Annotated in this window: 13 protein-coding genes; 4 read left to right on the top strand and 9 right to left on the bottom strand. The window is 63.4% G+C overall.

The genetic code is table 11. The features are described from left to right. Window positions 1–37: 37 nt before the first annotated feature. Window positions 38–829 (bottom strand): ferredoxin--NADP reductase, encoded by a 792-nt coding sequence (locus DXT88_RS08585; protein WP_016836376.1) that lies wholly within the window; start codon window positions 827–829, stop codon window positions 38–40. Between the two features lie 285 nt (window positions 830–1,114). On the opposite strand from DXT88_RS08585, the gene DXT88_RS08580 reads away from it, so the two are divergent. Both DXT88_RS08580 and DXT88_RS08575 read left to right on the top strand, forming a co-directional pair. Continuing rightward, a complete protein-coding gene (locus DXT88_RS08580) occupies window positions 1,115–2,875 on the top strand; it encodes an autotransporter assembly complex protein TamA (RefSeq protein WP_265212702.1) in 1,761 nt (586 codons plus the stop codon). A gap of 37 nt (window positions 2,876–2,912) precedes the next feature. Beyond that, the gene (locus tag DXT88_RS08575; protein ID WP_265212700.1) at window positions 2,913–6,932 is read left to right on the top strand and encodes a translocation/assembly module TamB domain-containing protein; all 4,020 of its coding nucleotides are present in this window, start codon (window positions 2,913–2,915) and stop codon (window positions 6,930–6,932) included. A gap of 64 nt (window positions 6,933–6,996) precedes the next feature. On the opposite strand, the gene corA is transcribed toward DXT88_RS08575, so the two are convergent. The 3 genes from corA to DXT88_RS08560 are packed head-to-tail and all read right to left on the bottom strand — an operon-like array spanning window position 6,997 to window position 10,341. After that, window positions 6,997–7,977, bottom strand: a complete 981-nt coding sequence (gene corA, locus DXT88_RS08570) for a magnesium/cobalt transporter CorA (protein ID WP_265212698.1) — start codon at window positions 7,975–7,977, stop codon at window positions 6,997–6,999. A gap of 27 nt (window positions 7,978–8,004) precedes the next feature. Then, window positions 8,005–8,904: a DMT family transporter gene (locus DXT88_RS08565; RefSeq protein WP_407649290.1), complete on the bottom strand. Its 900-nt coding sequence runs from the start codon at window positions 8,902–8,904 to the stop codon at window positions 8,005–8,007. 18 nt (window positions 8,905–8,922) lie between these two features. Continuing rightward, window positions 8,923–10,341, bottom strand: coding sequence for an MFS transporter (locus tag DXT88_RS08560; RefSeq protein ID WP_265212696.1), 1,419 nt, complete (start codon window positions 10,339–10,341; stop codon window positions 8,923–8,925). Window positions 10,342–10,514: 173 nt separating this feature from the next. Here DXT88_RS08560 and pabB point away from each other — a divergent pair, with 173 nt between their 5' ends. After that, window positions 10,515–12,371: an aminodeoxychorismate synthase component I gene (gene pabB, locus DXT88_RS08555; protein WP_265212694.1), complete on the top strand. Its 1,857-nt coding sequence runs from the start codon at window positions 10,515–10,517 to the stop codon at window positions 12,369–12,371. A 55-nt stretch (window positions 12,372–12,426) separates the two neighbouring features. Here pabB and DXT88_RS08550 read toward each other — a convergent pair whose 3' ends face one another. From DXT88_RS08550 to DXT88_RS08530, 5 genes are all read right to left on the bottom strand, one after another. Further along, a complete protein-coding gene (locus DXT88_RS08550) occupies window positions 12,427–13,917 on the bottom strand; it encodes an efflux transporter outer membrane subunit (RefSeq protein ID WP_265212692.1) in 1,491 nt (496 codons plus the stop codon). Window positions 13,918–13,937: 20 nt separating this feature from the next. After that, window positions 13,938–17,159, bottom strand: a complete 3,222-nt coding sequence (locus DXT88_RS08545; protein ID WP_265212690.1) for an efflux RND transporter permease subunit — start codon at window positions 17,157–17,159, stop codon at window positions 13,938–13,940. Between the two features lie 12 nt (window positions 17,160–17,171). Beyond that, a complete protein-coding gene (locus DXT88_RS08540; RefSeq protein WP_265212688.1) occupies window positions 17,172–20,345 on the bottom strand; it encodes an MdtB/MuxB family multidrug efflux RND transporter permease subunit in 3,174 nt (1,057 codons plus the stop codon). A 9-nt stretch (window positions 20,346–20,354) separates the two neighbouring features. Next, on the bottom strand, window positions 20,355–21,923 hold the full coding sequence (locus DXT88_RS08535) for an MdtA/MuxA family multidrug efflux RND transporter periplasmic adaptor subunit (protein ID WP_265212686.1): 1,569 nt from the start codon (window positions 21,921–21,923) through the stop codon (window positions 20,355–20,357). A gap of 273 nt (window positions 21,924–22,196) precedes the next feature. Then, window positions 22,197–22,748 (bottom strand): Spy/CpxP family protein refolding chaperone, encoded by a 552-nt coding sequence (locus DXT88_RS08530; RefSeq protein WP_265212684.1) that lies wholly within the window; start codon window positions 22,746–22,748, stop codon window positions 22,197–22,199. Window positions 22,749–22,956: 208 nt separating this feature from the next. On the opposite strand from DXT88_RS08530, the gene DXT88_RS08525 reads away from it, so the two are divergent. Continuing rightward, window positions 22,957–23,685 carry a response regulator gene (locus DXT88_RS08525; RefSeq protein WP_193365593.1) on the top strand — a complete coding sequence of 243 codons (729 nt, stop codon included), beginning with the start codon at window positions 22,957–22,959 and terminating at the stop codon, window positions 23,683–23,685. The last annotated feature ends 17 nt before the right edge of the window (window positions 23,686–23,702 follow it).

The following is a 23,702-nucleotide window of genomic DNA, read 5'->3' as shown; positions in this document are numbered from 1 at the left end:
GCGCGCGATGCGCGTCAGTTGCGCATCCTCACCGCCGTCACCAATAATCTTCAGTGATGAACTGCCCTCCGCCGGCGCGGCGGCATGGGCCGAGTCCGCGCTCGCGCAGGATCTCGCGCACTTCGGTGATCATGTCGGGATTGCCGCAGACCATCAGGCGCGATGCGTCGGCATTGATGGCCAGCCCGGCTTTGCGTTCGAGGCTGCCATCGCGCAATGCGCTGGTGATGCGTCCGTGCAGGCGGTCGGGATGTGCGGCGCCATCGTCGCGCGTGGTCATGGGGATCAGCTGCAAGCGGCCCGGCAGGTTTTGGGCTGCCGCCTGCTCGCGCAAGCTTTCAAATTTTTCCCGGTAGGTCAGTTCTTCTTCGTGACGCACGCAGTGCACCAGCACCAGGTTGCGGAATTGCTGCCAAACTTCACGCTGCTGCAGGATGGAGACATACGGTCCCAGGCCGGTGCCGGTCGCCAGCATCCAGAAGTCGTCGCCGCCGCTGAAACGGTCCGGCGTCATGAAGCCGTAGCTGAGTTTTTCCAGCCATACCGGATCGCCCGGTTTCAGGGCGTTGAGCGCGGTGGTGAACAGGCCATTGGGAACCACGATGGCGTAATACTCCAATTCGTTTTCGGTCTCGGCCGAGGTGATCGAATAGGCGCGCCAGACCATTTCGCCGTTGACCTGCAAGCCCAGCCGCGCAAACTGGCCGGGCGTAAAACGATATTCAGCGGGTCGCGTGGTCCGGAAGGTCAGCAGTTTGTCGGTCCAGCGATGCACGGAAACGAGGGTTTCCTGCGTGGCTTTTTCGGTTGCCGGGATTTGCGCGTTCACGTCCTTGCTCCTTTTCTGCGTCCTAACGTCCAGCGACGTTTAAGAAAAATCTCAAAAATGCCCTGTACAGGGCTTGCTTCATTGCGTCCGCCGCTTTGCCGGATACAATGGCGGCTGGTGGTCGCGAAGGACCGTTCGCACGTCCGTTCGCTGCTCCAATAGCCATGTGCGTTGCAGGGGAACTAATCCCCTCCGGCAGGGCCACAACCTACATCCTAACCGCACTTCCGCCTGAACGCCCCGGCAAGTGCTCGATTACAAAAAACCAGAACCAACGAACACCCGATGAAATGGACTTGCCGATTAGCGATTGCCCTCCTGTCCTGCGCTGCCGGCGCGGCGCATGCCGCCTACAAGGTTGAGATCACCGCACCCGATACGCTCAAGAAAATCCTGAAAGAACACCTCGATCTGGTGCGCTACCAGGACCGCGCCGACCTCAGCGAAGAACAATTGCAGTTCCTGCTCGACACCGTCAGCGACCAGGTGGTGCAGTTGGCCTCGACCGAAGGTTATTTTTCGCCCAGGACCGAAGTCCGTCTGGACAAGGACGGCAAGCAGGAAAAAGTGGTGCAGCTGCATGTCGACGCCGGCCCGCAGACCAAGATCAACTCGGCTGACGTCGGCGTCTCCGGCGCGGCCGCCGAACAAGACCCGGCACGTGTCAGCGATATCCGGGAAACCTGGGCGCTGCCGGTCGGCGCGCCGTTCCGCCAGGAAGATTGGGACAAGGCCAAGAACCAGGGCCTCGATAAATTGCAGCAGCACAAGTACGCCGCCGCCCGTATCGCCGAGTCGCAGGCCAGCATCGATCCGGACGACCAGCAGGCCGACCTGAGCGTGCACTACGACAGCGGCCCGCGCTTCACGCTCGGTCCTCTGCAGATCAGCGGCACCAAGCGCTATCCGGAAAGCATCATCCGCAACGTCAACCCGCTCAACGTCGGCGAAGAGTACGACGTCAACCGCCTGCTGTCGCTGCAACGCCAGATCCAGAACACCCCCTACTTCAGCAACGCCATCGTCGGCATCGACAACGATCCGGAAAATGCCGACATGGCGCCCGTGAAAGTGCAGGTTACCGAGTTCGCAACCCAGCGCATACGTACCGGTCTCGGTTACGCCACCGACACCGGCGCCCAGGTCGAAGGCCGCTATTCGCACTACAACGTATTCAACAAGGCATATGTCTTCGACAGCCAGTTGCGGCTCGAACAGAAGCGCCAGTACGGCCTGCTCAACCTCGCCATGCCGCCCGACAGCAAGGCCTTCGTCAACAGCGTCAACGCCTCGATGGAACGCACCCGTCTCGAAGGCGTCGACCTGCGCAGCCTGCGCACCGGCATCAAGCGCGCCCGCACCGGCGAGTTCTACGATACCGCCTATACGCTGACCTATTACCGCGACCAGCTGCAACAGGAAAACGGCGCCACCCTGCCGGCCGACACGGTCGTTTCGCAAGGCACGCACCAGGCGCTGGTGCCGGGATTCTCGTGGGCGCGCCGCAACGTCGACGATCCCATCTTCCCGCGCAAGGGCAACCTGCTGACGCTGGAAACCGGCTTCGCCGTCAAGGGCGTAATCACCGACCAAACCTTCGGCCGCCTGTATGGACGATTCAAGCAATACCTCCCGGTAGCCAGGCGCGACCTGGTCATCCTGCGCACCGAGCTCGGCGGCGTGTTCACCAAAGGCTCGGCGTCCGAAGTGCCGGCGTCGCTGCTGTTCCGCGCGGGTGGCAACGATTCGGTGCGCGGCTACAGTTACCAAAGCATCGGCAATGAAGTCAACGGCACTGTTTATCCAACCAAATACCTGGTGACCGGCAGCGCCGAGTACCAGCGCTGGTTCACCGAAAAATGGGGCGCGGCGGTGTTCTACGATGTCGGCGCCGCCGCCGACAACTGGAACAACAAGACGTTCTACAACGGCGTCGGCGCCGGCGCGCGCTGGCGCAGCCCGGTCGGCTCGCTCAACCTCGACCTGGCCTACGGCGTGCAGAAGAAGCAGATCCGTCCGCATATTTCGCTGGGCATCGCTTTCTGATGCCGTTGACCATCCATCACTTTTACCCGACCTAAGCATGACCGCACCAACCGCCACCGATCGTCCTGAAGACCAGCAAGCGCCCGAGCCCGGGCGCGAAGGCGCCGGCCGTTGGGTGCTTTACGTATTGCTCGCCGTCGCCACGTTGTTGCTGGCGCTGGCGGCGACGCTGGCGTGGGTGGTCGGCACCGACAGCGGCACGCGCAGCGCCTGGCGTCTGGCGGTCTGGAGCATGCAGGGGAAATTGTCCGGCGTGCACGGCGGCGGCAGTCTGGCGGACGGCGTCCACTTGCGCAATCTGCGTTACCGCGACGCCGCGATGCAGCTCGACATCGATCGCATCGACGCCGCCTGGGATCTGTCGCTGAGACAGCGCCGGCTGACCGTCAGCTATCTCCGCGTCGGCACCGTCGACATCAACAAGCAACCGTCGCCGCCGACGCCGACCGTCATGCCGTCGTCGCTCAGTCTACCGTTGGCACTGAACCTGAACGACGTCTCGCTGCAAAAACTGATCCTGCAGCAAGGCACTTCCGTCACCGAACTGAGCGGCCTGCAATTGCATGGCACCTCGGACGGCGTCCAGCACACGCTGGTGCTGGACAAGCTGACCACCGCCTTTGGTCAAGCCACCGCGCTGCTGCACCTGAACGGCAAGCAGCCGTTTGCACTTAACGGCGGCATTGAGCTGGCGGGCCTGTATCAACAGGATCAACAGGATCAACAGGATCAACAGGAAAAGAGCTCTGAAAAATTCCAGCTCGCGGCGCAATTGTCCGGCTCATTGCAAGAGCTCGGCATCGCCCTGACCGCCACCGGCGACAAACTCAACGGCAAGGCCGACATCGTAGCCACGCCATTTTCCACGGTGCCGCTCAAACGCGCCAAGGTCGACCTGCAGCACGTCAATCCGCAAGCCTTCAGCAACGGCGCGCCGAAAGCCGATCTGCAACTGCGTGCCGATCTGGCGCCGGTAGCCGGCGCGACGGCAGAGAATTTGCGCGTGGCCGGTCCGGTCGATATTGTCAACGCCATCCCCGGCAGTCTCGACCAACAGCGGCTGCCGCTGACCTCAATCAAGGCCAGGGTCGACCTCGGCGTAGACAGTCAGCAATTGGATGACTTGCGCATCGCCTTGCTCAAGAATGCAACCCTGACCGGCAAAGGCCAATTCCATCCGGCGGACAAGGCCGGCCGCTTCGACTTCGACGTCGCCGGCCTCGACCTGCAGGCGATCCACAGCGAACTCAAGCCGACCCGCTTGGCCGGGCCGCTCAATGTCGTCCTCAAGCCGGGCGGCCAGGACATCATGCTCAAGCTGCAGGATGCGCAATACAGCATCCAGGCCAACGCCGCCGTCACGCCCGAACAAGTCACGCTGAAACAAGTGCTGCTGACCGCGCAGAAGGCGCGACTGGAACTGGCCGGCACGTTGGGCACGGTCGGCGCCATGGAATACGCCTTCAAGGGCAAGCTGGCCAACTTCGATCCTTCGCTGTGGATGAAGACCGGCAAGGCGCCGGCCAACGCCAAGGCAGGGACTGCGGCGCACGCCATCAGCGCGCGCATCAACATGGACTTCGACACCGCCGGTTCGCTCTCGCCCGAACTGCAGGCCAGGCTCAATTTCATCATCCACGACAGCAGCTATGACCAGTTGCCCATGAGCGGCAGCGGCAAGCTGCAACTGGCCGGCAAGCGTCTGCTGCCGAGCAGTCTCGATATGCTGGTGGCAGGCAACCAGCTGCAGCTCAAGGGTGCGTTCGGCGCGCCGTCCGACAAGCTCGACATCCACATCGATGCACCTCAACTGGCGCGGCTGGGTTTCGGCGTTGCCGGCCTGCTCAAGCTGGACGGTCAACTGACCGGCAGCATGCAGCGTCCCAATCTGCGTGCGACCTACAGCGGCCGGCAACTGGCCTTCGGCCCGCACCACCTGAACCGCGTCGACGGCCAGGCCGACCTGCAGACCGATCTGAATGCGAGTGCGGCATCCGCCAGCAACAAGCTGCAACTGAGCATTGATGGCGACGGCTACAGCGGCCCGGACGCCGCGCTCAAACAATTGAAACTGAACTTGTCCGGTACCTTTGGCGAGCACAAGCTGGCCGTGCAGGCCGACGGCCGCGTACGCAACCAGACGCTGGCGCTGCAACTCAACGCCCACGGCAAGGTCACCCAGGACAAGAACGGCTACGGCTGGAACGGCGTCATCGACAAACTCGACAACCAGGGCTTGCCGCGCATCGCGCTGGCTGCGCCGCTCAGTCTCACGCTCGCTGCCGACACGCTGGTGGCAGGCGCCACCCGGCTCAATGTCGACCGCATGGCGATCGACCTGCGCAGCCTGAGCTACCAGCAAGGCCGTATCCGTTCGGAAGGCAGCGCCAAGGCCCTCGACGTCGGCCGCATCCTGGAGCTGGTGCGGGAGATGAGCGGTGCATCTGCTGCTGCACCGCCGGCAAAGACCGACCTGGTGCTCGACGCCGACTGGAATTTCTCGCTCGCCGAAACCGCATCCGGCTTCTTCCAGGTGCTGCGCAAGAGCGGCGACGTCTCGGTCAATACCGGTGCTTCGCAAGTCGCGTTGGGCCTGTCGGCGCTGCAACTGCGCCTCGATCTTGCCGGTCATGAAGCGAAGTTCAACGGTGGCGTGACAGCCTCCCGCATCGGCACCATTGAGGCCCAGGGCCAAGCCGGCCTGCTGCGCCAGGATGGCGTGCTGACGCTGCTGCCGGACTCGCCGCTGACCGCCCACGCGCGCCTGAACGTGCCGGAGGTCAAGACCATCGGCGCCCTGCTCGGTCCGCAATACAGCCTGGACGGCAAGCTCGCGATGGACATCAATGCCGCCGGCACGCTGGACAAGCCGCGCCTGTCCGGCGCCATCAACGGCGACAGCCTGGCGGTGACGCTGTTCGACCAGGGCATCCAGCTCAAGGACGGCACCGTGCGCATCGTCATGGACGACAACGTGATCGACCTGCGCCAGATCGAATTCCACGGCGGCGAAGGCACGCTGCGCGCCACCGGCAAGGTCAAGTTGGGCGACGCCGATCCCGACCTCAACGCCGCCATCGTGGCCGACCGCCTGCAATTGTTCGCCAGTCCCGATCGCCAGCTGATGCTGTCGGGCCAGGCCAGACTGGCCAACGTCAACGAGCAGTTGCGCATCGACGGCAAGTTCGTGGTCGACAAGGCCTTGTTCGACCTGCCCAAGAGCAGCGCGCCCAAGCTCGGCGACGACGTCGTGATCGTGCGCAAGGACAAGGACGGCAAGTCCCGCGCCAAGGCCGGCGCGGCCGCAACGTCAAAGGAAAAACTCACGGCCGCGACCGAAAAACCGGCCGGACGTTTTGCGCCGGTGATGAATATCGTGGTCGACCTCGGCAACAACTTCCGCTTCAACGGCAGCGGCGCCGACCTCAAGCTGCGCGGCGAAATGAACGTGCGCAGCGAGCCGCTGGTGCCGCTGCGCGCCACCGGCACCGTGCGCGTCAGCGAAGGCACCTACGAGGCCTTCGGCACCAAGCTCAACATCGAGCGCGGCATCATCAACTTCCAGGGGCCGATCAGCAATCCCAACCTGAACATCCTCGCCATGCGCCGCAACCAGGACGTCGAAGCCGGCGTCGAAGTCACCGGCAACGCCAACCAGCCGCGCGTGCGCCTGGTGTCGGAACCGAACGTGCCCGATGATGAAAAACTCTCGTGGATGATGTTCGGCCACGGCAGCGACAGTTCAGGCCTGGGTCAACGCAGCGCCAGCAGCCAGGCGCTGGCCTTCGTCGGCAACTACGGCGGCAAGAAGATCGCCAAGGACATCGGCCTCGACCAGTTCTCGATCGGCGCCAGCGAATCGGGCCTGTCCGACGAACAAGTGGTCAATCTCGGCAAGTCGATCTCCGAAAAACTCTCGCTCGGCTACGAGCAAAGCCTGACCGGCGCGGCCAGCATCGCCAAGGCCACCTGGCAACTGTCGCGGCGCTGGTCGCTGGTGGCGCGCACCGGCACCATCAACGGCCTCAACGTGCTGTACAACCTGCGCTTCGACTGATTGCGCAGGACGTAAAAAAGGCGATGTGGAATTCCACACCGCCCTTTTTTTCCATCTGGATTTTTTATAGCCAGCCAACCTTGCGCAAGCGGTAGTACAGCCAGCTGCACGAGCCGCCGATGGCGATCAGCACGGTCGGATAGCCCCAGTGCCATTCCAGCTCCGGCATGTATTTGAAGTTCATGCCGTACAGGCTGAACATCATGGTCGGGATCGCCAGGATACCGCCCCAGCCGGCCAGGCGCTTGACCACTTCGTTCTGGCGTATGGTCACTTGGGCGAGCTCGATCTGCATCGCCGCCGCCACCATTTCGCGCAGGCGATCGCCGGTCTCGATGAGGCGCACCACGTGGTCGTAGATGTCGCGGAAATAGACCTTGCCATCCTTGGTGATGATGTTCTCGTGGAAGCGCAGCAGCTGCGTACACACGTCCAGCAACGGCACCGCCGCCGAGCGGATCTTGATCAGCTGGCGCTTGAGCTGGTAGAGGTCCTGCAAGTGGGCTTGCTCGGACACCCGATCGAACAGCTCCGCTTCATACTTGTCGAAACGCTCTTCCAGATCGTCCATGATGGGACCGTAGTTGTCCACCACGAAGTCCATGATCGAATACAGCACGTAGCTGGGACCTCGGACCAGGCGCTCGGGCAGCATTTCGCAATGCTCGCGCACCTTGGCGTAGCTCTTGGAAGAACCGTGCCGCACCGACACCACGAAGCGGGCGCCGACGAAGATGTGGGTCTCGCCGAACTGCACCACCGCGTCGACCACTTGCGCGGTCTGCAACACCACGAACAAGGTGTCGCCGTATTCCTCGATCTTGGGGCGCTGGTGGGCGGCGTAGGCATCTTCGACGGCCAGTTCGTGGAGGTTGAATTCTTCCTTGATCTGGCGCATCAGTTCGACGCTCGGTTCCAGCAGGCCGACCCAGACGAAGGTGTTCTCCTCCAGCAGCACGTCGCTGATTTCCTCGATCGTGATGTCGCGCAGCTTCTTGCCGTTCTTGTAGGCCGTGCAATTGACGACCATGTTTGCGTTGTTCATGTTTGCGCCTGCTTTCCTGTTTGTTCGTCAGACCGCCGGCCGTACGATCCGGCGTTTGATCAGCTGCGCCAGCACCACGCCGGCCAGCGTAATGCCGCCGCCGACGGCGTGGTACGAATGCAGCGCCTCGTCCAGCACCACCATGGCAATTATGACGGTAAAGATGGGCGACAAGTTCATGAACATGATCGAGTGCGTCGCACCCAGATGGGCGACCCCGTTCATCCACAGGACTTGCGAGATGATCGAGGCAGCAATGCCCGCATACAGCAACAGCGGCAGGTTGGCTACCGTCACCGGTGAATACGGCGCTGCCAGGCACAGCGGCAGCAGCAGGATTACCGCCACCCAGATCTGCAGGTACAGCAAATGCCATGTAGCGATCGGCAGCGCCCAGCGTTTCAGCAGCACGCTGTAAAAGGCATACGCGATGGTCGCCACCAGCATCAGCAGGTCGCCGAACACCACGCCGCTGGTGAACAGTTGCGCCGGATGCCCCTTGCCGATCAGGATCGTCAGGCCGAACAGCGACAGCATGCCGCCGAACAACGTGCCCCAGGTGGGGGGCTCGCGCAGCAGGATGCTGCTCAGCAACAAGGTCAGCAGCGGCATCAGCGAGGCGATCATGCCCATGCTGGTGGCCGATGACGTGGCCGCTGCAAAGTACGCCAGGCTCTGGTATAGCACCATGCCGAACAGCGCCAGCACCACGACCTTCCACAGATGCGGACGAATCTGGTGGCGCTGCCGCCAGACCCCGCGCAGACAAAACGGCGTCAGCAGCAAGCCGGCCATCAGCCAGCGGTAGAACGACATCGCCGCCGGCTCGATCACGCCTGCCGCCATCTTGCTGACGATGGTATTGCCCGACCAGATCAGGATCGCGCTGATCGGAAAGACGCTGTATTTGAGCTGCATGTGGGCCATGGCGCTGTCGTGGAATAGTCAGGTTGCGCCAGCCGAACCGGCCTTGGCCTGATTGCGGCCGGCCAGTTCAGCGCCGGCATCGGGCGGCAGGCGCATCAGCAGCGGGATCGAGAACGAGGCGGCCACCGCTACCGTCAGGAAGGCCGGCCAGAAATCCTGGCTGACCAAGGTAGCGTGACCCTGTAAATGGTTGGACATCTGCAAGGCGAAACCGCCCAGCACCACGCCCATGCCGACCGACAATTGCTGCGCCACGCTGGCGATGCTGGTGGCCTGGCTGAGGCGATTGTTGTCGACATCGGCGTAGGAAATCGCATTGAGGCTGGTGAACTGCAGCGAGCGGAAACAGCCGCCGATCAACAACACGATCAGCATCACCGCATACGGCGTGGCCGGCGTGAAGAAGCCGATCGCCGCCAGCGACATCACGCCGCAGGCGCCGTTGACGATCATCACCCGGCGGAAGCCGTAGCGCTTGAGGAATTTGGCGGCGATGGTCTTCATGAACATCGCGCCGGCCGCCGATGCGCAGGTCAGCAGGCCGGAATGGAAGGCGCTGAAACCGAAGCCCAGCTGCAGCATCAGCGGCAGCAGGAAGGGAATCGCGCCGATGCCAAGGCGGAACAGCGAACCGCCGCCGACGCCGGCCTGCAAGGTCTCGATCCTGAGCAGCTTGAGATCGATCAGCGGATGTTCGGTGCGACGCGCGTGCCATACGTAGGCGGCCAGCGACAGGCTGCCGAGCACCACGCAGGCCAGAGAAATGTCGCCCGACACCAGGTGGCGTCCGGTGGTCGCCAGTCCCATCATCACCATCGAACAACCCAGCGCCGACAGCACGAAGCCGACCCAGTCCAGCGGCGCCACGCTTTCCGACTTGGCGTTGGCGATGAAGCGCGTGGCCAGATACAGGCCAAGGATGCTGATCGGAATATTGATGAAGAAGATCCAGCGCCAGTGGAAATACGTGGTGATGAAGCCGCCCAGCGGCGGTCCCAGCACCGGCCCGAACATGGCGGGAATGGTGAGGTAGCTGAGCGCCTTGACCAGGTTGGCCTTGTCGACGCTGCGCAGGATCACCAGCCGCCCGACCGGCACCATCATGGCGCCGCCGATGCCCTGGAAGAAGCGCGCGGCGACGAATTCCGGCAGGCTTTGCGAGACGCCGCACAGGATGGAGCCGAGCATGAACACGCAAATCGCCGAACGAAAAATCGTCAGCGCGCCGAAACGGTCAGCCATCCAGCCGCTGATCGGGATGAATACGGCCAGGCTGACCAGGTAGGACGTCAGCGCCAGCTTGAGCGAAATCGGATCGACCGCCATGTCGATCGCCAGCACCGGCAGCGAGGTCGAAATCACGGTAGAGTCCATCTGTTCCATGAACAGGGCGCAAGCAACGATGAGGGGAATGGTGAATGTGCGCTGTAAAGCCATGGGATGGGAAATTGGTTGAGTCAGCGTTGATTCGGACCTCTGCGCAGCGAGCCCGTTGCATCACGGAAATACGTTCCAGTATACCGTTTAAGCTATGATGCTGCCGGGCGCTCCCGGCCGTTGGCCGGCAGCTTGCCTTCCCTTGTTTACTCTTGGCCGAACCACGCACGACTATGTCTCTCCCTTGCTTCGCCCTGCTCGACGACAGTTACCGCCACGACGATGCCAACGCGCGCACGGACGAACCGCGTTCGCGCCTGTACACCGGTTATCACGCGACGCTGCGCTGCCACGATGCAAACGGTATGGAAGAGATGCTCGCCCGCATGCAAAACGCGCAGCAGCAAGGCCTGCATGCCGTGGCGCTGTTCAGCTACGAACTGGGGGGAGGCTTGCACGGCATTGAAGCGCATGCGGATCAGCCCGGTCCGCTGGCGGAAATCCTGCTCTTCACCGACTGTCGCCGCCTCAGTGCGACGCAGACCGATGAGTGGTTGCAACAACAAGATGCCGTCCCGGCCGCCGCCGGCGTAGCCAACGTCCGCGCCAGCGTCGACGAGCAGCGTTTCAGCGCCGACATCGCGCGCATCCGCGACTACATCGCGGCCGGCGACACCTACCAGGTCAACTACACCTATCGCCTGCAGTTCGACGCCTGGGGAAAACCGCTCAGTCTGTACAAGCAGTTGCGCGCGCGCCAGCCGGTGCCCTACGGCGCGCTCATCCATCTGCCCGACCAACGCTGGGTGCTGTCGTTTTCGCCGGAACTGTTCGTGCGCCACGCGCAAGGAAAGTTGCTCGCCCAGCCGATGAAAGGCACCGCGCCCGCGCATGACGATGCTGCGGAAGACAGCCGCCGCGCCGATCAGTTGGCGAACGACGAAAAGAACCGCGCCGAGAACCTGATGATCGTCGACCTGCTGCGCAACGACCTCGGTCGCGTCGCCGTCGCCGGCTCGGTGCAAGTGCCGCATCTGTTTACCGTCGGCCGCTTCGGCCAGGTGCTGCAGATGACCTCGACCGTCACGGCGCAACTGCGCGACGACGTGCAACTCGCCGACGTGGTCGCCGCGCTCTATCCCTGCGGATCGATCACCGGCGCACCCAAGCGCCGCACCATGCAAATCATCCGTGAACTCGAGTCGGCGCCGCGCGGCCTGTACACCGGCGCGATCGGCTGGTTCGACGCCGCGCCGGCGGAACGGACGCTGGGCGATTTTTGCCTGTCGGTGCCGATCCGCACGCTGGTGCTGCAAGCGCCTCAACACGGTGTGCGTCGGGGTGAAATGGGCGTGGGCGCCGGCATCGTCCATGACAGCAAGGCCGCAGATGAATTTGCCGAATGCCGTTTGAAGTCGTCGTTCCTGACCGGACTCGATAGCGGTTTCAGCCTGTTTGAAACCATCCACGCCGACCATGAGAACGGCTGCCGCCACCTGGACCTGCATTTGCAGCGACTGCAAAACTCTGCGGCGTATTTCAATTTCACATTCGATGAAACGATCGTCCGCAACGGATTGACCGACGCCTGCGCGCAACTGCCTCCCGCAACCCCGCATCGCTTGCGGCTGGACCTGTTCCGCGATGGCGCGATCCGCTTGCAACAAGGCGCACTGTCGGCATTGGACGCGACGGTGAAGGTGTTCGTCTCGCCGACGCCGAGCGCCAGCCATGACCTCTTCCTGCGTCACAAGACATCGGTTCGCACCGCCTACGACGACGCCTGGAAAGAGGCGGAACGGCGCGGCGGTTTCGACATGCTGTTCTTCAACGAGCGCGATCAGTTGACCGAAGGCGGCCGCAGCAATGTGTTCGTGCAACTGGACGGCCGCTGGTACACGCCGCCACTGGCGGCCGGTGCGCTGCCCGGCGTGATGCGTTCGGTATTGCTCCGGGATCCGGCGTGGGCGGCGACCGAGCGCAGCATCACGCGCGAGGAATTACGCCACGCCGATGCCGTGATGATCTGCAACGCCTTGCGCGGCGCGGTGCGTGCAGAGGTCGTCTGGAACATGGACAAGGCTGCATAAAAAAAGCGCAGCACCGAGGCTGCGCTTTTTGCCGATCCGGCAAACTTGTTCAATCCTATTTCTTCTTGCTGCTCTCCGACTGACTTGCCAGCGCGCCCAGGTCGGCGATGTTCTGCTCGCTCCAGCCGCCGCCGAGAGCCTTGGTCAGCAACACGCTGGCGGCCATGCGGCGATACAGGATATCCAGTGCGGTGCGTTCGCTGGTCAGCGCGGTGGCTTGCGCCGTGATCACGCTGGTGTAATTGACGGTGCCGGCCTTGTACTGGTTGGTGACCAGCGTCACGGCCTGGCGCGCCGATTGCAGCGCTTCGTTTTGCACCACGGCTTCCTGTTCGAGGATGCGCAGCGCGGCGAGGTTGTCTTCCACTTCCTGGAACGCAGTCAGCACGGTCTGTTTGTACGCCGCGGCCACGCCGTCATAGGTGGCGATGGCCTGGTCGGTGACCGAGCGGCGCGCGCCGCCGTCGAAAATCAACTGGCTCAGTTGCGGCCCCAGCGACCACACCCGGCTCGGCATCGTGAACCAGTTGGCCAAACCGTTGGAAGTCTGGAATCCGCCCGAGGCCGACAGCGACAGGCTCGGGTAATACGCCGCCTGCGCCACCCCGATCTGGGCGTTGGCGGCGGCGACGCGGCGTTCGGCGCCGGCGATATCGGGACGCCGTTCCAGCAGCATCGACGGCAAGGCCACCGGAATCGGCGGCGCTGCGGCGGCCAGCGGCGACGGCGTGATCGAGAAAGTCGAGGCCGGTTGACCTACCAGCAAGGCGATTGCGTGTTCCAGCTGCGCGCGTTGCACGCCGTTGTCGAGCGCCTGCGCCTGCGCCGACTTCAATTGCGTCTGCGCCTGAATGACGTCGGACTTGGCGACCACGCCGGCGTTGTATTGATTCAACGTCAGCTGATACGAGCGCTGGTAAGCGGCGACGGTGTCGTCCAGCAACTGCTGTTGCGCATCAAGCACGCGCAGTTGCAGATAGTTCTGCGCCAGTTGCGCCTGCGCGCTCAGACGCGTTGCCGCGAGGTCGGCGGCGCTGGCCTGGGCGCTGGCTTCGTTCGACTCGACATTGCGGCGCACACGGCCCCACACATCAATCTCCCAGTCGGCGTTGAGCGAGAAGGAATAATTGTCGCGTACCGATGAGCTGGAACTGCTGCCGCTGCTGCTGCTGCTGCTGGTTGCTGAGCGCGAACGCGTGCGCGACGCATCCACCGACAGCGTCGGCGAATAGTCGGCGCGCGCGCCCTGCACCAGCGCCATGGCCTTGCGGAAATTGGCTTCCGACTGCGCCAGGTTCTGGTTGGAGATATCGATCTGCTCCACCAGCGCATTGAGCTGCCGGTCGCCGAACATTTCCCACCACTTGCCGTTCATGGCCAGTTCATTCGGCTGGGCCGGCTTCCAGTCCTTCATTTCCTTGAAGGCCGTCGGCACCGCCGCGGTTTGCGGGCGGACGTAGTCGGGGCCGACCGAGCAGGCGGCCAGGGCCAGCACCAGCGGCGTCAGAATCAAAGCGCGTTTGCGCAGTACGGATGTCATTGTCATTTCTCCTTGAGCGCGGCGTTTCACGCCGCTCCCGTGTTCTCTTGTCTGCCGGTCTTGCGCTCGAACAAACCCTTGCTCCACAAACGGAACCGCTCCATGTAGAGATAGACCACCGGCGTGGTGTACAGCGTCAGCATCTGGCTCACGATCAGGCCGCCGACGATGGAAATGCCGAGCGGCTGGCGCAGTTCGGCGCCGTCGCCGGTACCCAGCGCCAGCGGCACCGCGCCCAGCAGCGCCGCCATGGTGGTCATCATGATCGGCCGGAAGCGCAGGCTGCACGCCTCGAAGATCGCATCGCGCGGCGACAGGCCGCGCGTGCGCTCGGCCTGCAGGGCGAAGTCGATCATCATGATGGCGTTCTTCTTGACGATGCCGATCAGCAGGATCACGCCGATCAGCGCGATCAGGCTGAAGTCGGTGCCGGTCGCCAGCAGCGCCAGCAGCGCGCCGACGCCGGCCGACGGCAGCGTCGAGATGATGGTGATCGGATGCACCAGGCTTTCATACAGAATGCCGAGCACGATATACACCGCCAGCAAGGCCGTCAGGATCAGCACGGGCTGGCTGTCGAGCGACGACTGGAAGGCGTTGGCGGTACCGGCAAAAGCGCCGTGCACCGCCGTCGGCACGCCCAGGCGCGCCAACGTGTCGTTGATCACTTGGGTGGCCTGCGACAGCGAGACGCCTTCGGCCAGGTTGAAGGAAATCGTCGAGGCAATGAACTGCCCCTCGTGACTCACGCTCAGCGAGGTAGTAGTCGGCGCGAAGCTGGAGAACGAGGTCAGCGGCACCTGTTTCGACGCCGCCGTTGACAGCGTCAGCGCCAGCGACGAATTGGAGTTGAGCTTGCCGCCCGCCGTCAGCGCCGGCGGCGTACCCAGCGCCGAGGTGGTCGGCGACAGGTTGGCCGTACTGTTGGCCAGGCTGACGTAGGTGCTGTTGAGGATTTCCGGGCTTTGCCAGTATTGCGGCGCGGCCTCCATCACCACGTGGTACTGGTTCATGCCGCTGTAGATCGTCGAAATCTGGCGCTGGCCGAACAGGTCGCTCAGGCTGGTGTCGATCAGCTGCGGCGTGACGCCGCTGCGGATGGCGGTCTCGCGGTCGATCGTCAGCGTGGTCTGCAAACCCTTGTCCTGCTGGTCGGTGCTGACGTCTTCCAGTTGCGGCAGGTTGGAGAACGCCACGCGGATCTTCGGCTCCCAGGTGCGCAACAGTTCAAGGTCGTCAGACTGCAGCGTGTACTCATATTGCGAATCGCTCTGGCGTGCGCCGACGCGGATGTCCTGCACTGCTTGCAGGAACAGGCTGGCGCCGGCCACGTGGCCCAGCTTCATGCGCAGCCGCGCAATCACCTTGTCGGCGGATATCTTGCGCTCCGATAGCGGCTTGAGCGCGATGAACATGCTGCCGCCGTTGCGGCGACCGCCTCCGGTGAAGGCGGTGACGTTGGCCACCGCCGGATCCTGGCGCACGATTTCGATGAATTCGTTGAGCTTGATGCGCATGGCCTGGAACGAGATCGACTGGTCGCCGCGGATGCCGCCAACCAGCCGGCCGGTGTCCTGCTGCGGGAAGAAGCCCTTGGGCACGATCACGTACAGATAGACATTGAGCGCGATGGTGGCGAGCAGGATCACGATCATCAGCGGCGAGAATCGCAGGGCCCACGCCAGCGAGCGCTCATAGCCGCGCAGCATGCTGTCGAACAGGCGCTCGACAGCAGTGAAGAAACGACCCGGCTTGCGCTCCTCTTCGCTCTCTTGTTTGAGCAGCATGGCGCACATCATCGGCGTAGTCGTCAGCGACACCAACAGGGACACCAGGATCGCCACCGACAGCGTCACCGCGAACTCGCGGAACAACCGCCCGACAATGCCGCCCATCATCAGGATGGGGATGAACACGGCGATCAGCGAAATGCTCATCGACAGCACCGTGAAGCCGACTTCGCGTGCGCCGATCAGCGCTGCCTTGACAGGCTTCATGCCCTGTTCGATATGGCGTGAAATATTTTCCAGCACCACGATGGCGTCATCGACCACGAAGCCGGTGGCGATGGTCAGCGCCATCAGCGACAGGTTGTCGAGGGTATAGCCGAGCAGATACATGACGCCGAAGGTGCCGATCAGCGAGACCGGCACCGCCACGCTCGGGATCAGCGTGGCGCGGCCGTTGCGCAGGAACAGGAACACCACCATGATCACCAGCGCGATCGACATCAGCAGCGTCTTCTCGGTGTCCTTGAGCGAGGCGCGGATGGTCGGCGTGCGGTCCATCATCACTTCGAGATTGATGGCGTGCGGGATCGATGCCTTCAGGTTGGGCAACAAGCCATTGACGGCGTCGACGGTCTCGATGATGTTGGCGCCGGGCTGGCGGTTCAGGATCACCAGCACCGACGGCTTGCCGTTGGCGGAACCGGCGTTGCGCAGGTCGGCCACCGAATCCTTGACCTCGGCGATGTCGCGCACGCGCACCGGCGCGCCGTTGCGGTAGGAGACGATCAGCGGCGCATATTCGGCGGCCGTCTTGACCTGGTCGTTGGCGTAGATCTGCCAGTTGCGGTCGCCGTCTTCGACGATGCCCTTGGGACGATTGGCGTTGGTGGCGGCCACTGCGGTGCGCACGTCGGCCGTGCCGATGCCGTATTTGTTGAGCGCGGTCGGGTTGAGCTCGATCCGCACCGCCGGCTGCGAACTGCCGCCCACGCTGACCTGGCCGATGCCGCGCACCTGCGACAGCTTTTGCGCCAGGATGCTGTCGGCGGCGTCGTACATCTGGCCCTGCGTCATGGTGTCCGAGGTCAGCGCCAGGATCATGATCGGCGCATCGGCCGGATTCACCTTGCGGTACGACGGACTGCTCGGCATGCCGGACGGCAGCAAGCTGCGCGCCGCATTCAATGCCGCCTGGACGTCGCGCGCGGCGCCGTCGATGTCGCGGTTGAGGTCGAACTGCAGGGTGATGCGGGTCGAGTTGAGCGAGCTCGACGAGGTCATTTCGGTGACGCCGGCGATGGCGCCGAGCGCGCGCTCGAGCGGCGTGGCGATGGTCGCCGCCATGGTTTCCGGGCTGGCGCCGGGCATCGAGGCAGATACCGAGATGGTCGGGTAATCGACCTGCGGCAGCGGCGACACCGGCAACAGCTTGAACGCCAGCATGCCCGCCAGCGCGATGCCGATGGTCAGCAGCGTGGTGGCGATGGGCCGTTCAATGAAAGGACGCGAAATATTCATGCTGTCCCTGCGTCAGGCTTGCGGCTGTGCCGGCGGCGTCGGCGGAACCAGCGGCGCGTTGGCCGAAGGCGCATCGTCATCATCCGGATGTCCCGGATGCTTTTCCTTGCCGAAGCGCTTGCGCATGCGTTTGGCCAGGCTGTCGAAACCGAGATAGATCACCGGCGTGGTGAACAGCGTCAGCACCTGCGACACCAGCAGGCCGCCGACCATGGTGATGCCGAGCGGCTGGCGCAGTTCGGAGCCGACGCCCGTGCCCAGCATGAGCGGCAAGGCGCCCAGCAAAGCCGCCATGGTGGTCATCAGGATCGGGCGGAAGCGCAACAGGCAGGCTTGATAAATCGCGTCACGCGGCGACTTGCCTTCGTGGCGTTCGGCCTCGAGCGCGAAGTCGATCATCATGATGGCGTTCTTCTTGACGATGCCGATCAGCAGGATGATGCCGATGATGCCGATGATGCCGAGGTCGTTGCGCGAAATCATCAGCGACAGCAAGGCGCCGACGCCGGCCGACGGCAACGTGGACAGGATGGTGATCGGATGGATGTAGCTTTCGTACAGCACGCCGAGCACGATGTACATCGTCACGATCGCGGCCAGGATCAGCCACAGCGTATTCGACAGCGAGGCCTGGAACGCCTGCGCGGCGCCCTGGAAGTTGGTCGAGATGCTGGCCGGCATGGCGATGTCCTTCTCGGCCGCCATGATGGCCTTGACCGCTTCGCCCAGCGAGGCGCCCTGCGCCAGGTTGAACGAGACGGTGGCGGCCGGGAACTGGCCGAGATGGTTGACCACCAGCGGCGCGGTGCGCTCGGTCACCTTGGCGATGCTGGACAGCGGAATCTGGTTGCCGCTGGAGGCCACCAGGAAAATGCTGTTGAGCGCATCCGGTCCCTTCTGGAATTCCGGCTTGACTTCCATCACCACGCGGTACTGATTCGATTGCGTGTAGATGGTCGAGATCAGGCGCTGGCCGAAGGCGTTGTACAGCGCGTTGTCGATGGCGGCCGTGGTGATGCCCATGCGCGACGCGGCGTCGCGGTCGATCTCGACGTAGGCCTGCAGCCCTTGGTCCTGCACGTTGCTGGCGACGTCGGCCAGTTCCGGCAGCTGACGCAGGCGGTCGACGATCTTCGGCACCCAGGTGCTGAGTTCGGCGGCGTCGGCATCTTCCAGCGTGAACTGGTATTGCGTGCGGCTGACGCTGTCTTCGATGGTCAGGTCTTGCACCGGCTGCATGTACAGCGTGATGCCGGGGACTTTTTCGTTGAGCCTGGGTTGCAGGCGGCGGATGACGTCGCTGGCGCTGATGTCGCGCGATTCATGCGGCTTGAGGTTGATCAGCATGCGGCCGCTGTTCAGGGTGGCGTTGATGCCGTCGACGCCGATGAAGGAGGACAGGCTTTCCACCGCCGGGTCTTCCAGCACCACCTTGGCCAGCGCCTGCTGACGCTCGGCCATGGCGCCGAAGGAGACCGATTGCGTCGCTTCCGAAATCCCCTGGATCACGCCGGTATCCTGCACCGGGAAGAAGCCCTTGGGAATGAAGATGTACAGCACCACGGTCAGCACCAGCGTGCCCAGCGCCACTACAAGCGTGGCGCGCTGGCGATCCAGAACCCATGTCAGCGCGACGCCGTAGCGGGCCACGACGTTGTCGAAGAATGCGCCGCTCTTGTGATAGAACCAGCCCTGCTTCTCTTCCGGCACGTGATGCAGCAGGCGCGCGCACATCATCGGCGTGAGCGTCAGCGACACCACCGCCGAGATCAGGATGGCCACCGCCAGCGTGACGGCGAATTCATGGAACAGCCGCCCCACCACGTCGCCCATGAAAAGCAGCGGGATCAGCACAGCAATCAGCGAAAACGTCAGCGAAATGATGGTGAAGCCGATCTGCTGCGCGCCCTTGAGTGCGGCTTGCAACGGCTCCATGCCTTCTTCGATGTAGCGCGAAATGTTTTCGATCATGACGATGGCGTCATCGACCACGAAACCGGTGGCGATCGTCAGCGCCATCAGCGTCAGGTTGTTGATCGAGAAGCCGGCCAGGTACATGACGCCGAAGGTGCCGACCAGCGACAGCGGCACCGCCACGCTCGGGATGATGGTGGCGGGGATATTGCGCAGGAAGACGAAGATCACCATCACCACCAGCACGATCGACAGCAGCAGTTCGAACTTGACGTCGTCCACCGAGGCGCGGATGGTGGTGGTGCGGTCGGTCAGGATATGCACGTCGATCGCGCCCGGCAGGCTGGCCTGCAAGGTCGGCAGGATCTTCTTGATGCTGTCGACCACGGCGATCACATTGGCGCCCGGCTGGCGCTGGATGTTGACGATCACGGCGGCGGAGTCGTTGGCCCAGGCGCCGAGGCGGACGTTCTCCGCGGCGTCGACCACGTCGGCCACGTCCGATACGCGGATCGGCGCGCCGTTCTTGTAGCCGATGATGAGGTTGCGGTATTCGTCGGCGGACTTCAACTGGTCGTTGGCATCGATGGTCGAGGCGCGCGCCGGGCCGTCGAAACTGCCCTTGGCCTGGTTGACGTTGGCGTTGCCGATGGCGGTGCGGATGTCATCCAGGTTCATGCCCAATGCGGCGATGGCGCGCGGATTCAACTGCATGCGTACGGCAGGACGCTGGCCGCCCGACAAACTGACCAGGCCGACGCCGGAGAGCTGCGAAATCTTTTGCGCCAGGCGCGTGTCGATCAGGTCTTGCACCCTGGGTAGCGGCAGCGTCCTGGACGTCACCGCCAGCGTCAGGATCGGCGTGTCGGCCGGATTGACCTTGCTGTAGATCGGCGGCGCCGGCAAGTCGGACGGCAACAGGTTGCCGCCGGCGTTGATGGCGGCCTGCACTTCCTGCTCGGCGATGTCGAGGCTGAGGTCGAGATTGAATTGCAGCGTGATCACCGAAGCGCCGCCCGAGCTGGTCGACGACATCTGGTTGAGGCCGGGCATCTGGCCGAACTGGCGTTCCAGCGGCGCGGTGACCGACGAGGTCATCACATCGGGGCTGGCGCCGGGATAGAGCGTGACGACCTGGATGGTCGGATAGTCGACTTCCGGCAGCGCCGAAAGCGGCAGCTGTTTATAGGCGACGATACCGACCAGCAGAATCGCCAGCATCAGCAGCGAGGTCGCCACCGGCCGCAGGATGAACAGGCGTGATGGATTCATGCGGCCGCCTTATTTCGTCGCAGCGGGTGCGGGTGCAGCTGCAGGCGCAGCCGGCGTGCCTTCCGTGGTGCTGCGTTGCTGGCGGCGCATTTCCATCATGCGCTGGCGACGCTGGTCTTCCGGCAGCTTCTTGATCTCTTCGCCGAATTCACCGGCGTCGATGCGTTTGTTGAGTTCGGCCCAGCGCTTCTGGCGCTCTTCGGGCGTCATGTCCTGGCCGCCCTGTCCACTTTGCGCTTCGCCGACGGCGCCGTCGCGTTTATGCCGACGCGGACCGGCTTTCTCGGTCAGCTTGTTGGCCGGATCGTCAGCGCCGCCGCGCACTACAGGTTCGACCTTGGCGCCTTCGCGCAGACGGTCGATGCCGTCGACCACCACGGTTTCGCCGCTGGCGACGCCGTCTTCGATCGCGGTGATGTCGCCCTGCGCCGGACCGGTCTTGACGTTGCGCACGGTGACGGTATTGTCGGACTTGACCACGTACACGAACAAGCCCTTGGAGCCGCGTTGCAGCGCCGCCGTGGGGATCGTCACGGCATCCTTGCGGGTGTCGAGCAGCATGCGGATGTTGACGAACTGATTCGGGAACAGCGCATAGTCGGTGTTGGGAAATTGCGCCTTGAGCTTGATGGTGCCGGTGGTGGCGTCGACCTGGTTATCGATGGTCAGCAGCATGCCGCTGGCGAGCTTGTTCTTCTGGTCGCGGTCCCAGGCGTCGGTCGGCAGTTTCTTGCCGGCCTGCAGTTGCTTCATGACGGCCGGGATATTGTCTTCGGGGATGCTGAACACGGCCGTGATCGGCTGCACCTGGGTGATGATGACGATGCCGTTGGTGTCGCTGGAATGCACGATGTTGCCGATGTCGACCTGGCGCAGGCCGAGGCGGCCGCTGACCGGCGCGGTCACGCGCGAATAGGTCAGTTGCAGGCGCGCACTGGCCAGGTTGCCCTGGTCGGACTTGACCGTGCCTTCCAGTTGCTTGACCAGCGCGGCTTGCGTGTCGACCTGCTGGCTGGCGATGGAATCCTGCGACAACAGTGTGCGGTAGCGCTGGAGATCGAGTCGGGCCGCGCCCAGTTGCGCCTGATCACGCGCCAGCTGGCCTTCCGCCTGGGTCACCGCAACCTGATAAGGACGCGCATCGAGCTCGGCCAGCAAGTCTCCCTCCTTGACCAGTTGGCCTTCCTTGAAATGCAGCTTCATGAGCTGGCCGTCGACGCGGCTGCGTACCGTGGCGGTGGCGGTCGGCGTGATGCCGCCGAGACCGGTCAGGTAGATGTTGACGTCCGAAATCCTGGCCACCGCCACGCCCACCGGCGACAAGCCCATGCCGCCGAAGCCGCCGCCCGGAGGCCCGCCGCGCTTGCCCTTGCCGCCGCCCCCTTGCCATTGGCCGGCGCCGTTCTGGGCCTGCTCGGCCGCTGCCGCGCGCTTGTGATGCCAATAGTAATAACCTCCGCCAACCAGGATGACCAGCAAGGCCCAGAACCACCAGCGCTTGAGCAAGCCGGGCGATTTCCTGGAGGACAAGGGGGAAGATGGCGGTTGATTATTGTCGGGAGTTGGTGTTGTAGTCATCTTGGGGACGGGGAATCGGACAATCAATATGGATCAAGACATTTCATGAAGATCCGCACAACCCCGACAGCCCTGCTCTGGCGGCCGGAGGGATGGTCTTCAGGAAATGCGCTCGCAGGCGCATGGCAACACGCCAACTCGTTATTATGGTGCAGAAGCATGACGGAACGATGATCGATACCGTATATCTTCATGCCAAATAAGCAAAAAAAGTGAAAGAAAGACAAAAAACCTTGCGCAACATTGCGCAAGGTTTCGAATTACCAAGGTCGCTTACTTGGCTGGAGCAGGCGCAGTTGCAGGAGCATCGCGCTTGCCGTGATCGCGACCGTGATCATCGCCAAAGCGGCCGTGTTTGAAACGATGCTCTTCCATCTTGCGGAATTCCTGGTCGAACACCTTTTGCTGCTCAGGCGACAGGACGGCGTAGAACTCCTTGGTGGCGGCGATATGGTCCGTCATGCGGGCTTCCATCTGCTTCATCCGGTCCAGATGACGATCCAGGCGTTCCGGCGTGGTCATCTTGCTCCATTCATCCTTGTCCGGACGGGCCGGCGGCGTGGCCGGACGCTGCGGCGTGGTCTTGTCGGTGAAGGTCTTCCAGGCGCCTTCCTGGGCCGCAGTGATCTTCAGTTTGTCGTGCAAGGCTGCCTGGCGTTTGGCGCGGTGCTGCTCGAATTTGGCGATCTGCTCGGGGGTCGGCATGTGGCGTCCATCTGGGCCGCCCGGACCTGCCGGCGGCATCTGGGCGAATGAAGACATGGCGGTCAGACCGATACCTGCGGCGGCGACGCCGATCATCAGGTGTTTTTTCAGATTCAACATGGTGATTCCTTTCGTGTTGGGTGCGTTATCTGCACAGTTCACATTTAACGCTTCAGGTGTAACCGCGGTTTTTCCCTTGTCCCACGATTTGTATCGCTCTGTATATGCCGGCGGCTGCTTTGTTTCGCTCTATGTCCGGAGGGCCGCCTGTTATCCCAATATACAATTCAGCGTCACCCCATTTTCTGGAGTAGTCATAATGGCTGCCATGGATACAAATTCTCACATTCTGGTGGTCGATGACGACCGCGAAATCCGCACCCTGCTGGCGGAGTACCTCGACGCCAACGGTTTCCGCACACTGACGGCGACCAACGGCGCCGACATGCGCAAGGTGCTCGACGAATCGCGCGTGGACCTGATCGTGCTGGACCTGACGCTGCCCGGCGAGGACGGGCTGACGCTGTGCCGCAACCTGCGCGCCCAGTCGAACGTGCCGGTGATCATGCTGACCGCGCGCGGCGAACCGCTGGACCGCATCCTCGGCCTGGAAATGGGCGCCGACGATTACCTGGCCAAGCCGTTCGAGCCGCGTGAATTGTTCGCCCGCATACGCAGCGTGTTGCGCCGGACCCAGGCGCTGCCGCCGAGCATGATGCGGCCGGAAGCAAAGACCATGCATTTCTCCGGCTGGACGCTGGACCTGACGGCGCGCCATCTGCTCAACCCGGAGGGCGTGGTGGTGGCCTTGTCGGGAGCGGAGTTCCGCATGCTCAAGGTATTCCTCGACCATCCCAACCGCATCCTCAACCGCGACCAGTTGCTGGAGCTGACCCAGGGCCGCGAAGCCGATCCTTTCGATCGCTCGGTCGACATCCAGATCAGTCGCCTGCGCCAGAAGCTGGGCGACGACGCCCGTACCCCGACCATCATCAAGACCGTCCGCAATGAGGGCTACGTGCTGGCCACCACCGTGACATTGGAAGACGCCGGATGAATCATCTCTTCGCCCCC

This window comes from Herbaspirillum lusitanum (assembly GCF_026127345.1).
Lineage (GTDB): Bacteria > Pseudomonadota > Gammaproteobacteria > Burkholderiales > Burkholderiaceae_D > Herbaspirillum > Herbaspirillum lusitanum.
This window is presented reverse-complemented; position numbering and strand designations above follow the sequence as displayed.

What these genes read in the sequence shown, in the direction of transcription:
- DXT88_RS08580 (WP_265212702.1), top strand. Translation starts at nt 1,115, where the DNA reads ATGAAATGGACTTGCCGATTAGCGATTGCCCTCCTGTCCTGCGCTGCC.
- DXT88_RS08575 (WP_265212700.1), top strand. Translation starts at nt 2,913, where the DNA reads ATGACCGCACCAACCGCCACCGATCGTCCTGAAGACCAGCAAGCGCCC.
- corA (WP_265212698.1), bottom strand. Translation starts at nt 7,977, where the DNA reads ATGAACAACGCAAACATGGTCGTCAATTGCACGGCCTACAAGAACGGC.
- DXT88_RS08565 (WP_407649290.1), bottom strand. Translation starts at nt 8,904, where the DNA reads ATGGCCCACATGCAGCTCAAATACAGCGTCTTTCCGATCAGCGCGATC.
- DXT88_RS08560 (WP_265212696.1), bottom strand. Translation starts at nt 10,341, where the DNA reads ATGGCTTTACAGCGCACATTCACCATTCCCCTCATCGTTGCTTGCGCC.
- pabB (WP_265212694.1), top strand. Translation starts at nt 10,515, where the DNA reads ATGTCTCTCCCTTGCTTCGCCCTGCTCGACGACAGTTACCGCCACGAC.
- DXT88_RS08550 (WP_265212692.1), bottom strand. Translation starts at nt 13,917, where the DNA reads ATGACAATGACATCCGTACTGCGCAAACGCGCTTTGATTCTGACGCCG.
- DXT88_RS08545 (WP_265212690.1), bottom strand. Translation starts at nt 17,159, where the DNA reads ATGAATATTTCGCGTCCTTTCATTGAACGGCCCATCGCCACCACGCTG.
- DXT88_RS08540 (WP_265212688.1), bottom strand. Translation starts at nt 20,345, where the DNA reads ATGAATCCATCACGCCTGTTCATCCTGCGGCCGGTGGCGACCTCGCTG.
- DXT88_RS08535 (WP_265212686.1), bottom strand. Translation starts at nt 21,923, where the DNA reads ATGACTACAACACCAACTCCCGACAATAATCAACCGCCATCTTCCCCC.
- DXT88_RS08530 (WP_265212684.1), bottom strand. Translation starts at nt 22,748, where the DNA reads ATGTTGAATCTGAAAAAACACCTGATGATCGGCGTCGCCGCCGCAGGT.
- DXT88_RS08525 (WP_193365593.1), top strand. Translation starts at nt 22,957, where the DNA reads ATGGATACAAATTCTCACATTCTGGTGGTCGATGACGACCGCGAAATC.